This is a genomic window from Azospirillum sp. ST 5-10, assembly GCF_051225715.1.
In the GTDB taxonomy this organism is placed as follows: Bacteria; Pseudomonadota; Alphaproteobacteria; order Azospirillales; family Azospirillaceae; genus Azospirillum.
The window spans coordinates 89,463-102,090 of the sequence record NZ_JBPJSP010000011.1; the positions used below are offsets into that span (position 1 = coordinate 89,463).

11 protein-coding genes and 1 pseudogene are annotated in these 12,628 nt (G+C 72.4%); 10 read left to right on the forward strand and 2 right to left on the reverse strand.

Translation table 11 applies throughout. The features are described from left to right. From ACSBPG_RS14600 to ACSBPG_RS14645, 10 genes and pseudogenes are all read left to right on the forward strand, one after another. A pseudogene (locus tag ACSBPG_RS14600) lies at positions 1-280 on the forward strand (ornithine cyclodeaminase); the annotation flags it as partial. Positions 281-479: 199 nt separating this feature from the next. Continuing rightward, positions 480-1,082 carry a helix-turn-helix domain-containing protein gene (locus ACSBPG_RS14605; RefSeq protein WP_435537909.1) on the forward strand — a complete coding sequence of 201 codons (603 nt, stop codon included), beginning with the start codon at positions 480-482 and terminating at the stop codon, positions 1,080-1,082. Between the two features lie 47 nt (positions 1,083-1,129). Next, entirely contained in the window at positions 1,130-1,903 is a 774-nt protein-coding gene (locus ACSBPG_RS14610) for an ABC transporter ATP-binding protein (protein WP_435537910.1), read from the forward strand. Between the two features lie 67 nt (positions 1,904-1,970). Further along, on the forward strand, positions 1,971-2,735 hold the full coding sequence (locus ACSBPG_RS14615; protein WP_435537911.1) for a transporter substrate-binding domain-containing protein: 765 nt from the start codon (positions 1,971-1,973) through the stop codon (positions 2,733-2,735). Positions 2,736-2,739: 4 nt separating this feature from the next. Continuing rightward, a complete protein-coding gene (locus ACSBPG_RS14620) occupies positions 2,740-3,429 on the forward strand; it encodes an ABC transporter permease (protein ID WP_435537912.1) in 690 nt (229 codons plus the stop codon). Then, the gene (locus tag ACSBPG_RS14625) at positions 3,426-4,115 is read left to right on the forward strand and encodes an ABC transporter permease (RefSeq protein ID WP_435537913.1); all 690 of its coding nucleotides are present in this window, start codon (positions 3,426-3,428) and stop codon (positions 4,113-4,115) included. The genes ACSBPG_RS14620 and ACSBPG_RS14625 overlap by 4 nt, the downstream gene beginning before the upstream one ends. Before the next feature lie 52 nt (positions 4,116-4,167). Next, on the forward strand, positions 4,168-5,133 hold the full coding sequence (locus tag ACSBPG_RS14630) for an arginase family protein (RefSeq protein ID WP_435537914.1): 966 nt from the start codon (positions 4,168-4,170) through the stop codon (positions 5,131-5,133). A 168-nt stretch (positions 5,134-5,301) separates the two neighbouring features. Next, complete coding sequence (locus ACSBPG_RS14635; RefSeq protein ID WP_435537915.1) at positions 5,302-6,492, forward strand: efflux RND transporter periplasmic adaptor subunit; 1,191 nt, start codon at positions 5,302-5,304, stop codon at positions 6,490-6,492. Continuing rightward, positions 6,489-9,572, forward strand: coding sequence for an efflux RND transporter permease subunit (locus ACSBPG_RS14640; protein WP_435537916.1), 3,084 nt, complete (start codon positions 6,489-6,491; stop codon positions 9,570-9,572). The genes ACSBPG_RS14635 and ACSBPG_RS14640 overlap by 4 nt, the downstream gene beginning before the upstream one ends. 130 nt (positions 9,573-9,702) lie before the next feature. Then, complete coding sequence (locus tag ACSBPG_RS14645; protein ID WP_435537917.1) at positions 9,703-10,515, forward strand: MipA/OmpV family protein; 813 nt, start codon at positions 9,703-9,705, stop codon at positions 10,513-10,515. Positions 10,516-10,569: 54 nt separating this feature from the next. Here the strand turns inward: ACSBPG_RS14645 and ACSBPG_RS14650 are convergent, their stop codons facing one another. Both ACSBPG_RS14650 and ACSBPG_RS14655 read right to left on the reverse strand, forming a co-directional pair. Then, a complete protein-coding gene (locus tag ACSBPG_RS14650) occupies positions 10,570-11,910 on the reverse strand; it encodes a sensor histidine kinase (protein WP_435537918.1) in 1,341 nt (446 codons plus the stop codon). Continuing rightward, positions 11,910-12,581 (reverse strand): response regulator transcription factor, encoded by a 672-nt coding sequence (locus ACSBPG_RS14655; protein WP_435537919.1) that lies wholly within the window; start codon positions 12,579-12,581, stop codon positions 11,910-11,912. Before ACSBPG_RS14655 ends, ACSBPG_RS14650 begins: the two co-directional genes overlap by 1 nt. Between the last annotated feature and the right edge of the window lie 47 nt (positions 12,582-12,628).

Consider the following 12,628-nt stretch of genomic DNA (forward strand, 5'->3'; position numbering starts at 1 on the left):
CATCGAAGGGGAAATCCAGCAACTGGCGCAGGACCATCCCGTGACCGAGCTGTGGCGCGTGATCGCCGGCGAGGTCCCCGGCCGGCAGGACGGCCGCCAGATCACCCTGTTCGACTCCGTCGGCTTCGCGACGGAGGACTTCTCCGCCCTGCGCTACGTCCGCTCCAAACTCGGCGGCACCGCCTTCTACGAGGACCTCGACCTGCTGGCCGACCCCGACGACCCGCGGGACCTGTTCGGCATGCTGCTTCGCCGCGCCGCCTCGTTGCCCGCCGCGTAACCGCGCGCCCGGCAGAGTCTGCACACGGCGCGGGCAGTCCGCCGGGCAACCGCCCAATTCCCGGCCATATGTTGCTTATTCAGAAACCCCATTCCCTGGAAAACGGCGCATTTTTGTCTGGCATGGCGATTGCGAGTTTCGCATCATGCAACACGACACGCCGCCATCAGACATCGACGATCGGGGAGCGCGACCGGCCGTGACCGCCGACTCAAACGACGAACGCATGACGGGCGACGCCCCTGCGCCCTCCTCGCCCGACTTCAACGTCGGCGCCAGACTGCGGGCCTTCCGCCTGCAGAGCAAGCTGTCGATGGACGAGGTCGCGGCGCGGGCCGGAGTCAGCAAGTCCTTCCTCAGCCGCTTCGAGCGCGATCTCGTGCAGTCGTCCATCGCGACCTTGCTGCGCATCTGCGACGCGATCGGCGTGAAGCCGGCGGCGATCTTCGAGCCGCCGCGGACGAACTTCGTCCGCGCCAACGAGGGGGCTCCCATCAATCTCGGCGGCGTCGGCATGCGCGAGCGGATCATCGGCGGCGTCGACAACGAGCACATGATGGCCCTCCACTCCACCATCGAGCCCGGCGGCGGTTCGGGTGACGAGGCCTATTCCCTGCGGGCCGACCAGGATCTGGTCCACATCCTGACCGGCCGGCTGACCGTCACCGTCGGCGACGAGACCTACCTCCTCACCGCCGGCGACACCCTGAGCTTCGACCCCAAGACGCCGCACACCTGGTGCAATCCGTCGGAGACGGAAGCCTGCACGGCGATCTGGATGATCGTGCCGCCCCCCGGCTGACGCCGCCGATCGACCGCCGCCGCCCAGCCCCCGCGAGAACGCCCCCCATGCAGAAACTCTACGTCAGCGACATCCACAAGCGCTACGGCTCGACCGAGGTGCTGAAGGGCATCGGCTTGGAGGCCTCGGCCGGCGACGTCATCAGCATCATCGGCTCCAGCGGCTCCGGCAAGAGCACGTTCCTGCGCTGCATCAACCTCCTCGAGCGGCCGAACGCGGGCACCATCGTCGTCCACGGCGAACGGCTGGCGCTGGTCCCCGATCCCCGCGACGGCACCTTGAAGGCCGCCGACGCCAAGCAGCTCCAGCGCATCCGGGCCCGGCTGGCGATGGTCTTCCAGAACTTCTGCCTGTGGTCGCACATGAGCGTCCTGGACAACGTCGTCGAGGCGCCCATCAGCGTCCTCGGCGTGCCGCGCAGGGAGGCCGTGGAGCGGGCCAAGGAAAACCTCGCCAAGGTCGGGCTGACCGCCAACCGCTTCGACGCCTATCCCTCGCACCTCTCCGGCGGCCAGCAGCAGCGCGTGGCCATCGCCCGGGCGCTGACCATGGAGCCGGACGTCATGCTGTTCGACGAGCCGACCTCGGCGCTGGACCCGGAGCTCGTCGGCGAGGTGCTGCGCGTCATGCAGGCGCTGGCCGAGGAAGGGCGGACCATGGTCGTCGTGACGCACGAGATGGGCTTCGCCCGCCACCTCTCCTCCAAGGTCATGTTCCTGCACGCCGGCCGCGTCGAGGAGGAAGGATCGCCGACCCAGGTGTTCGACCATCCCGCAAGCGACCGGCTCCGCCAGTTCCTGGCGGGACGCCTGCACTCCTGACCGCCGCCGCGGCCCGCCGCCTACGGCGCCGCCGCGGCCCCTCCCCCCAGCCCCCATGAGACCACCCATGGCCAATTTCCGTTCCCTGTTCCTCGGCGGCCTCCTGGCCGTCGGCACGCTCTCCGCCGCCGCCGCCGACACCGTCAAAGTCGCGACCGACGCCACCTTCCCGCCCTTCGAGTACGTCGACGACAGCGGCAAGCTCGTCGGCTACGACGTCGAGCTGATGAACGCCGTCTGCGCCGCCGCCGAGCTCGACTGCGAGATCGTCGCCGCCGCCTGGGAGGGCATGATCCCGAGCCTGACGACGGGCAAGTACGACGCCCTGATCTCCCAGCTCACGGTGACCGACGCCCGCCGCCGGATCATGGCCTTCAGCGACATCTACGAACGACCGGTCTTCCGCTTCGTCGCCCGCAAGGACGCCGGCCTGGAGATCTCGCCCGACGGTCTGGCCGGGAAGGTCATCGCCGTGCAGACCGGAACGCCGATGGACGCCTTCGTCACCAAGACCTTTCCCAAGGCGACCATCAAGCGCTACGAGAGCGGCAGCGCGCCCTACCTGGAGCTGACGTCCGGCCGCGCCGACCTCCACATGAGCTACGAGGCGCAGATCAGCCACAGCTTCCTCGGCGCCGACAAGGGCCGGGACTTCGCGCTGGTGGGGCCGCGCTACACCGGCAAGGACGCGCCGGAGCTGGGCGAGGGCGTCGCCATCGCGGTGAACAAGAAGAACACCGAGCTGCTGAAGCGCATCAACGCCGGCCTCGCCAAGATCCGCGATGACGGCACCCTCGAGGCGCTCAACACCAAGTATTTCGGCGAGAACTGAAGCCATGTGGGACGGCTACGCCGGTTCGGTCCTGGCCGCGGGGTGGGTGTCGCTAGCGCTGGCGTTCGCCTCGCTTCTGCTGGCCGTCCTCATCGGCGTCGCCGGTGCGTTGGCGAAACTCTCCCACTCCAGGGTGCTCCGGGCGACGGCGGCGGTCTACACCTCCGTCGTCCGGGGCATTCCCGATCTGGTGATGATGCTGCTGGTCTTCTATTCGCTGCCGGCGCTGCTGAACCAGACCGCCCAGGGCATGGGGTTCGACGTCTATGTGGAGTTCAGCCCCTTCGTCGCCGGCACGGTCGCGCTGGGGCTGATCTTCGGGGCCTACATGACCGAGACCTTCCGCGGCGCGCTGATGAACATCCCCAAGGGCGAGATCGAGGCGGCCAAGGCCTACGGCCTCGGCCCGGGCCGCATCTTCTGGCGCATCCTGGCGCCGCAGATGGCCCGCCTCGCCCTGCCCGGCTTCACCAACAACTGGCTGGTGATGGCCAAGGCGACGGCGCTGGTGTCGCTGATCGGCCTCCAGGACGTCATGTTCCGGGCGCGCGGCGCGGCCGAGGCGACGGCCCAGCCCTTCACCTTCTATCTCCTGGCCGGCGCCTTCTATCTGACCCTGACCGCGGTGTCCCTGGCGGTCCTGCGGCGCGTCGGCAAGCGCTTCGACGCCCACATCCGCGAGGCCGCCCGATGAGCTGGGACATCATCGCCGACAACCTCGACCTGTTCGCCGAAGGCGCCCGGCTGACCCTGCTCCTGACGGCGGCGTCGCTGGCGATCGCCTTCGCCCTGTCGCTGCCGCTGGCCCTGGGGAGAAACTCCCATCACGCGCCGCTGCGCCACGCCATCGCCGCCTACACGCTGGTGTTCCGCGGCACGCCGCTGCTCGTCCAGCTCTTCCTCATCTACTACGGTCTGGCCCAGTTCGATTGGATCCGGACCAGCGTCGTCTGGCCGTGGCTGTCCAGCCCTCTGGTCTGCGCCCTGCTGACGTTCGTCCTCAACACCACCGCCTACACGACCGAGATCTTCGCCGGCAGCCTGCGTCACCTGCCGCCGGGCGAGATCGAGGCGGCCCGGGCCTACGGCATGGGCCCGTGGACCCGGGCGCGCCGCATCCTCCTGCCGGCGATGCTCACGCGCTCGCTGACCCTCTACGCCAACGAGGCGGTGATGATGCTGCACGCCACCTCGCTCGCCAGCACCGTGACGCTGCTGGAGGTGACGGGCGTCGCCCGCAGCATCACCCTCAACCACTACATCATGTTCGAGCCGTACGCCACGGCGGCGGGGATCTACCTCGCCCTGACGCTCGTCCTCGTCCTGCTCTTCCAATACGCGCAGGCCCGCTGGGCCCGCTACCTCCTGCCACGGCTGTGACCCGGCGTCCCGTGGCCGCATGTCCTCACGCCTCCTGAACCGGAAAGACCGCATGTCGACGACATCTTCCCCCGACCTGGGCGCCCTCTTCGGCGCGGCCGCTCAGACCGAAACGTTCCTGGGACTGGACGCCTGCCGGTCTCTCGGCGATCTGACCGCGCCGGTCGCCCTGATCGGCGCGCCGTGCGCCAGCCCCTATCCGTCGGTGGGAGCCTACTGCCGGAACGCTCCGGACGCCCTGCGCCGCGCCACGGCCGCCTTCACCGCCAACATCGACCGGCACGACTTCGAATTCGGCGGGCCGCTCTTCCCCGACCGCCGGCTGCGCCCGGTCGATTGCGGAAACCTGCCCTACGACGAGGCCGACGGCGCCGGCAACCGGGCCGTCATCCGGGACGCGGTGAAGACGATCGTCGGTCGCGGAGCGGTGCCCGTGGTGCTGGGCGGCGACGATTCCATCCCCATCCCGATGCTGGAGGCCCTGGCGCGCGACGATGGCCGGCGCTACACGGTGCTGCAGATCGACGCCCACATCGACTGGCGGGACATCCACATGGGCGAGCGCCAGGGCCTGTCCTCGACCATGCGCCGGGCCTCGGAGATGCCGCACATCGAACGCATCATCCAGGTCGGGGCGCGCGGCATCGGCTCGGGCGCTACGGCGGACTACAACGACGCCGTCGCCTGGGGGGCCCGCTTCGTCACCGCCCGCGAGGTGCACCGCGGCGGGGTCGGGCAGGCGCTCGCCCTCATCCCCGAGGGCAGCGAGATCATCGTCTGCTGCGATATGGACGCCATGGAGCCGACACAGGTGCCCGGCGTCATCGCCCGCTGCCCCGGTGGCCTGACCTATTTCCAGGTGGTCGACCTCATCCAGGGCGCCGCCGAGCGCGGCCGCATCGCCGCCATGGATTTCGTCGAGTTCATGCCCGAACGCGACATCGACGGCATGGGGGCGCTGACCGTCGCCCGGGTCGTCATGACGGCGCTGGGCACCCTGGCCCGCCAGGCGTCCTGAACCGCGCCGCCTTGCCCCGCGACGGCGCCGCGGGGCAAGGCGCAGCGATCGTGACGGCGTCCTGTTCGCAAAACCCGCCGTCGCCGGCACGGGCCCCGCCCCGTGCCAGACTGCCGCAACGCAGCCCGCCCATTCTCCGGCAAGGTGATACGAGCTGGAGAGAGAGGCATGACCCGCGCCACCCCCCGTCCTGCGGCCGTTGGGACGGGCGACCCCGCGCCCGGACGGCGGCGCCGGCCCTATGCCGTGTTCCTGGCCGGCCTGGGAGTCGGCATCGCCACGGGCGTGGCCGCGGGCGCCATCGCCACCGCGCCCGTCGCCGTCCATCCGCCGCCCGTCGCCGAGGCGACATCCTCCCCGCCGGCGTTGACGGTCACCGCGACGTCGCCGCGCCGCGTCGTCTGGCCCGTGACCATCGCGGCCTCGGGCACGATCGCCGCTTGGCAGGAGGCCAGCGTCGGGGCGCAGATCGGCGGCTACCGGCTGGTGGACGTGGCCGTGAACGTGGGCGACCGCGTCACCAAGGGGCAGGTGCTCGCCCGCTTCGACGACGCCCTGCTGCGCGCCGAGGAGGCCCAGCTGGCGGCCAGCCACGACCAGGCGGAGGCCGACCGCCGCCGCGCCCTCGCCCTGGAGCGGCGCGGCAACATCAGCGACAAGGATCTCCTGGGATACGACACGCGGGCGCGCGTCACCGCGGCGCAGCTCGCCGCCAAGCGGCTCCAGCTCGCCTACGCCGAGGTGGTCGCCCCCGACGACGGGGTGATCAGCGCGCGCGCCGCCACCCTCGGCGCCGTGGTCCCGGTCGGCGAGGAGCTGTTCCGGCTGATCCGCCAGGGCCGGCTGGAGTGGCGCGGCGAGCTGACCGCCGCGCAGCTCGCACGGGTGGCCCCCGGCCACAGCGTCGCGCTGGTCCTGCCCGACGGCGGCAGCGCGACCGCGACCATCCGGCAGATCGCTCCCGCGCTGGACGAACGGTCGCGGCTGGGCGTCGTCTACGCCGACCTCGCGCCGGGCGGTTCGGCCCGCGCCGGGATGTACGCCGACGGCCGCATTGCGGTCGGCCGGCAGCCCGGCCTGGCGGTTCCGGCGGAGAGCGTGGTGATCCGCGACGGGCGCGCCTATGTGGCCGCGCTCGATCGGGACGGGGACGGGGACGGGGCGTCGCCCGCCGTGTCGTTGCGCGCGGTCGCCACCGGGCGCCGCCAGGGAGACGACGTCGAGATCGTCGGCGGCGTCTCGCAGGAGGACCGCCTGGTCGTCCGCGGCGCCGGCTTCCTCGACGACGGCGACACCGTGCGGCTCGCCGGGCCGGAGCGCGGGAGCGAGGTCGCCGGCCGGGAGGGCGCGCGGCCATGAACTTCGCCACCTGGTCCATCCGCAACCCGATTCCGGCGGTCCTGCTGTTCGTCCTGCTGACCCTGGCCGGCCTCTCGGGCTTCCGTTCGCTGCCGATCCAGCGCCTGCCCGACCTCGACCTGCCGCGGGTCAGCGTGACCCTGAGCCAGCCCGGCGCGGCGCCCGCCCAGTTGGAGACGGAGGTGGCGCGTCCGGTCGAGGATTCGCTGGCGACGCTCGCCGGACTGAAGCACATCCGCACCGCGATCACCGACGGGCAGGTGGCGGTCGACGTCGAGTTCGTCCTGGAGAAACCCCTGTCCGACGCCCTGGTCGAGGCCAAGGACGCGATCGACCGCGTCCGCTCGGACCTGCCGGCGGACCTGCGCGAACCCACGGTCAGCGCCGTCACCATCGGCAGCCGCCCGATCCTGGTGTTCGCCGTCGCCTCGGACCGGCTGGACGAGGAGGCGCTGTCCTGGTTGGTCGACGACAGCGTGGGCAAGGCCGTCCTGGCGGTGCCGGGCGTCGGCCGTTTCGAGCGGGTCGGCGGCGTCCAGCGCGAGGTGCGCGTCGACGTCGATCCGGTGCGCCTCGCCGCCCTCGGCGTCACCGTCGGCGACGTGTCGCGGGCGCTGCGCCAGACCCAGCAGGAGTCCTCGGGCGGCCGCGGGCAGCTCGGCGACGCCGAGCAGTCCGTGCGCACGGTGGCGACGGTGCCGCAGGCCGCCGACCTCGCGGCTCTGCCGGTCGTGCTCGGCGACGGCCGGCACCTCCGCCTGGACCAGGTGGCCGTGGTCGGCGACGCCGTCGCCGACCGCACCCAGGCGGCGTTGCGCGACGGCGTTCCCGTCGTCGGCTTCAAGGTGTACCGCGCCAAGGGCTTCGACGAGGCGGGCATCGCCGACGGCGTGGCGCGCGCGCTCGCACGGCTGGCGGCGGCCGATCCGTCCCTGCGCGTCTCGCTCGTCTCCAGCACGGTCGCCGACACGCTGGAGCAGTACGACGGCTCGATGGACATGCTGTACGAGGGCGCCATCCTCGCCGTGGTGGTCGTCTGGTGGTTCCTCCGGGACTGGCGGGCGACGCTGATCGCCGCCGCCGCCCTGCCGCTCTCCATCCTGCCGGCCTTCGCGGCGATGGCGTGGCTCGGCTACTCGCTCAACACGCTGACCCTGCTGGCGCTGGCCGTCGTCGTCGGCATCCTGGTCGACGACGCCATCGTCGAGATCGAGAACATCGAGCGCCATCGCCGCGCCGGCACGCCGATGCCGCAGGCCGCCGCCGACGCCGTCACCGAGATCGCGCTGGCGGTGATCGCGACGACGCTGTGCCTCGTCGTGGTGTTCCTGCCCACCGCCTTCATGAGCGGCGTGCCCGGCCTGCTGTTCCAGCAGTTCGGCTGGACCGCGGTCATCGCCGTGCTGGCCTCGCTGCTGGTCGCGCGCCTGCTGACGCCGATGATGGCGGCCCACCTCCTCGTCCCGCACGCCAAGGACGAGCCGGAAGACGGCCGCGTCATGGGGTGGTACCTCGGTGCCGTGCGCTGGTGCCTCGCCCACCGCGCCGTCACCATCGCCGCCGCCGTCGCCTTCTTCGTCGCGTCGCTGGCGCTGCTGCCGCTGATCCCCCGCGGGCTGATCCCGCCGGCGGACGGCGGCTACGTCACCGTCGACTTCGAACTGCCGCCGGGCAGCGCGCTTGAGAACAGCCTCGCGGTGGCCGAGGAGGCCCGTGCGGCCCTGGCCGACGTCACCGGCGTCGGGAGCGTGTTCGCCACGGTCGGCGATGCGCAACAGGCGGGGGGCGGGTCCAAGGCGGCGGGCGAGGTGCGCAAGGGCAGCCTGACCCTGACGCTGGCGCCGCGCGACGAGCGCCCGCGCCAGGGGGAGGTCGAGGCGGCCGCGCGCATCGCCCTGCAGCGGGTGCCGGGCGCGCGCTTCGCGGTCGGCGAGGGAGTCGGCACCAAGCTGGAGCTCATCCTCGCCAGCGACAACGCGGCGACGCTGACGGCCAGCGCGCGGGCCCTGGCGCGCGAGCTGCGCGGCGTCGACGGCCTGTCGAACATCGCCTCGAGCGCCAGCCTGGAGCGGCCGGAGATCCTCGTCCGGCCGGATCCGCAGCGGGCCGCCGAACGGGGGGTCACCACCGCCGCCATCGGCGAGGCGGTGCGCATCGCCACCAGCGGCGACTTCGACGCCCAGGTCGCGCGGCTCAACCTCGACACCCGCCGCGTCTACATCCGCGTGCGGGTCGCCGAGGCGGCACGCCGCGACATCGACGTCCTCGGCAACCTGCGGCTGAGCGGACGGGGTGGCGCCCTGGTCCCGCTGTCCAGCGTGGCGTCCTTGTCGGTGGCGAGCGGGCCGACCCGGATCGACCGCTACGACCGCCGCCGCTACGTGACGGTGGACGCCGACCTCGGCGACCTGCCGCTGGGCACGGCACTCGCCACCGTCGGCGGGCTGCCGTCGGTGCGGGGGATGCCGTCGGGCGTGGCACTGATCGAGGCCGGCGACGCCGAGATCGCGGGCGAGCTCGCCGCCGGCTTCGGCATGGCGATCGTCGTCGGCGTGCTGTGCGTGCTCTGCGTGCTGTGCGTGCTGTTCAGCGACGTCTTCCAGCCGCTCACCATCCTGTCGGCCCTGCCGCTCTCGCTCGGCGGCGCCTTCGTGGCCTTGCTGGCGGTGGGCAGCGAGCTCGACGTCCCGTCGATGATCGGGCTCGTCATGCTCATGGGGATCGTCACCAAGAACTCGATCCTGCTGGTGGAATACGCCATCACCGGGCGGCGCGACCGCGGCCTGTCGCTGCACGACGCGCTCGTCGACGCCTGCCACAAGCGCGCCCGGCCGATCGTCATGACCACGGTGGCGATGGCCGCGGGCATGCTGCCGATCGCGCTCGGCCTCGGCGCCGACGCCAGCTTCCGTCAGCCCATGGCGGTGGCGGTGATCGGCGGCCTGCTGACCTCCACCGCGCTCAGCCTGCTCGTGGTGCCCGTGGTGTTCGTCCAGGTCGACCGTGCCGAGCATGCCCTGGCGCGTCTCGTCCGCCGCGCGCGGCACGGCGGGACGGACGCCCGCGGCGCCCTGCCCTGAGGCGCCGGCGCCGCCCGGCCGACGGAAAAAGATGCGGCGGCGCCCGCCCTGCCAGCCTGCGGCAATGTGGCAAGCGTCAACTGCACGGGATCGGGAAGCCGTTCCCACCACCGCAGAGGACACCAACCGTATGCCGTTGCACCACACGCGTGCCCCGGGCCGGGCGCTGACCGGGCTCGCCGCCGTGATCCTCACCGCCGGCGCCGCATGGGCGCAGGACAAGCCGAACGAGATGGCGCCCGGCGACTGGTCGGCGAGCCTCGGCGTCGGCGGCGTCGTCGCCCCGGAGTATCTGGGCAGCGACGAGATGTCCATCTCCCCGGTCCCGCTGGTCGATCTCCGCTACCGGCTGGGATGGACCGGGCTGGACACCGTCTTCCTCAACACCGGCGACGGCCTCGGCGTGACCGTGCTGCGCCGGGGGCCGTTCTCTGCGGGCGTCAGCGTCAACTACGCGTCCGGCCGCGACGAGGACGACGGCGACCGGCTGCGGGGCCTCGGCGACATCGACGGCGCGGCGCGCGGCCGGCTGTTCGTGCGCGCCGACTTCGGTGCGCTCGGCCTGTCGCTGGACGCCGACCGCGCCTTCGGGGCGCAGGACGGCACCACCCTCACCATGGAGGCGTCGTACAGCGTCGACGTGACGGAGGCGCTGACGGTCACCGGCCGCGTCGGCGCCACCTTGGCCGACGAGGACAGCCAGCGGCAGTGGTTCGGCGTCACCGCCTCCCAGGCCACCCGGTCGGGCCTCGCCGCCTACCAGCCCGACGGCGGGCTGCAAAGCGGCGACGTCAGCATCACCGCCGCCTACGCGCTGACGCCGCACTGGAAGCTCACGGCCCGGGTGGGCGCCGTCCGGCTGCTGGGCGACGCCGCCGACAGCCCGATCGTCGAGGACGAGACGCAGCCCTACGGCTTCCTCGGAGTCTCCTACCGCTTCTGATCCGCTGCGGCAGGCCGGATCCGTTCGCGGCCGGCCTGCCCGACCCCCGCGACGTCAGGCACCCTTCCCCAGGACGTCCGCATCCGCGGAGGGTGGCGGGAAGCGTATGCGGAACACGGCGCCCGGCCGCCCGTCCCGCAGATCGATCGACGCCCCGTGCGCCCGCAACACCTCGCGGACGATGTACAGGCCGAGTCCGGCGCCGCCGCCGCCGCCGGACCGCTGGAAGGCCTCGAACACGCGGTCCCGCGCATCGGCGCCGACGCCGACGCCGTTGTCCGCCACCTCGACCGCCCCGTCGGCGCGGACGCGCACCTCGATCGCGACGTTCGCCCCGCCGTGGGTCAGCGCGTTGCTCACCAGGTTCAGGAAGACGCCGCGCAACGCCTGCTCGTCGCCGCACAGTTCCAGCCGCGGCAATGCGGTATCGAACGCAAGGGCGCTGCCGAGGCCGATGGCCAGCGGCCCCATCTCGGCCACCACGTCGCGCGACAGCGCCACGACGTCGACCGGCCGGCGCCCGTCGCCGCCGCCGTGGTGCAGACGCTCCACGTCGAGAAGCTGGTCGGCCAGCATGGACAGCCGCTTCACGTCGTGGCGCAACGCCAGCTTCGCGGCACTCTCCGGCAGCTCGTCCAGCCGGACGCCGAGGATGGCGATCGGCGTGCGCAGCTCGTGGGCGGCGTTGGCGATGAAGCGACGCTGGCGCTCGTGCTCCTCGTCCAGCCGGGCGAAGGCGGCGTTGGTGGCGGTGACCAGGGGAAGGATCTCCGCCGGCACGCCCTCCTCCGGAAGCGCCGGCACCGGCTGCCCGGGCGTCAGCGCGGCGGCGGCCTGGGCCGCGCGCTGCACCGGCCGCAGCAGGAAATGAACCAGGCCAATGGTGACCAGCGTGGTGCAGACGGCCACCACGATCAGTGCCCGAAGCCACCGCCCCAGCCGATCCGTCAGCCAAGCCTGCACGCCGTCCCACAGGTCGCCCTGATATCCGCCGAACAGCACGCCGACCCGGCCGTGCCGGGTGAAGATGTGGAAGATCGCGCCATGCGAATTGGCCCGGTCGCCGTCGAACACTTCGATCGAAGAGGCTGCCCCCCCTTTGGTCTTCGTGACCCCGTCGGTGGCCAGGAACCAGAACCCGGGATTTTTCTCCATGTACGCGGCCATGCCCGGGGACGGGACCAGGACGAGTTGGCCGGTCGCGTCGTGGACGAGGGAGGCGGCCAGCAGCGGCTTGACCTCCTCGCTGGCCAACCACTCGGCGACGGACACCCGGTCCGCCGTCACCGGCTCGGCCAGCATCACCAGCAGCCCGATCAGGGCGACGAACGCCACCAGCCCCAGGATCATCCGGCGGGCGAGCGATGGCGCGCGGCGGCCCCTCGCGGCCCCCATCACTCCGCCTTCGCCATGTAGCCGACGCCGCGCAGGGCGTGGATCACCACCCCGGCACCGCAGTCCGCCAGCCGGCGCCGCAGGCGCGACACGTGGGAGTCCACCGTGTTGGAGGTCGGCGCGTCGTCGAATCCGAACAGCGCCGCCTCGATGGTCTCGCGCAGGACGACCCGGCCGGCGCGCCGCAGCAGGAGGTCGAGCAGCGCCAGCTCGCGCCGCGGCAGCGACAGGGGCACGCCGCCGACCAGCGCCTCCCGGTGCACGGGGTCGAAGGTGAGGGCGCCCAGCACCAGCGGCTCCGCCGGGACGCCCGCCCGCCGCCGGGTCACCACGCGCAGCCGTGCCAGCAATTCGTCCAGCTCGAAGGGCTTGGCGAGATAATCGTCCGCCCCGGCGTCCAGGCCCTCCACCCGCTCGCCGGTCTGACCGCGGGCGGTCAGGACGATCACCGGCGGCGGCTCCGGGAGCTGGCGCAGCGCCGGCAGCAGGTCGATGCCGTCGCCGTCGGGCAGCCGGCGGTCCAGCAGCACGGCGCGCAGCCCGGCATCACGGACCGCCTCCCGGGCGTGCGCCAGATCCGCCACCCAATCGACGACAAACCCGCGCCGGCCGAGCGCGGCGCGCAGAACGGAGGCCAGCTCGACCTCGTCTTCAACGAGCAGGATTCGCATCGGGCCCAAAATCCGGTCACACGCCACGACTGTGCCAGCGGAACATT

Bases quoted from the DNA above. Each gene is read 5' to 3' on its own strand.
- ACSBPG_RS14610 (WP_435537910.1), top strand. From the start codon at position 1,130: ATGCAGAAACTCTACGTCAGCGACATCCACAAGCGCTACGGCTCGACC.
- ACSBPG_RS14615 (WP_435537911.1), top strand. From the start codon at position 1,971: ATGGCCAATTTCCGTTCCCTGTTCCTCGGCGGCCTCCTGGCCGTCGGC.
- ACSBPG_RS14620 (WP_435537912.1), top strand. From the start codon at position 2,740: ATGTGGGACGGCTACGCCGGTTCGGTCCTGGCCGCGGGGTGGGTGTCG.
- ACSBPG_RS14625 (WP_435537913.1), top strand. From the start codon at position 3,426: ATGAGCTGGGACATCATCGCCGACAACCTCGACCTGTTCGCCGAAGGC.
- ACSBPG_RS14630 (WP_435537914.1), top strand. From the start codon at position 4,168: ATGTCGACGACATCTTCCCCCGACCTGGGCGCCCTCTTCGGCGCGGCC.
- ACSBPG_RS14635 (WP_435537915.1), top strand. From the start codon at position 5,302: ATGACCCGCGCCACCCCCCGTCCTGCGGCCGTTGGGACGGGCGACCCC.
- ACSBPG_RS14640 (WP_435537916.1), top strand. From the start codon at position 6,489: ATGAACTTCGCCACCTGGTCCATCCGCAACCCGATTCCGGCGGTCCTG.
- ACSBPG_RS14645 (WP_435537917.1), top strand. From the start codon at position 9,703: ATGCCGTTGCACCACACGCGTGCCCCGGGCCGGGCGCTGACCGGGCTC.
- ACSBPG_RS14650 (WP_435537918.1), bottom strand. From the start codon at position 11,910: ATGGGGGCCGCGAGGGGCCGCCGCGCGCCATCGCTCGCCCGCCGGATG.
- ACSBPG_RS14655 (WP_435537919.1), bottom strand. From the start codon at position 12,581: ATGCGAATCCTGCTCGTTGAAGACGAGGTCGAGCTGGCCTCCGTTCTG.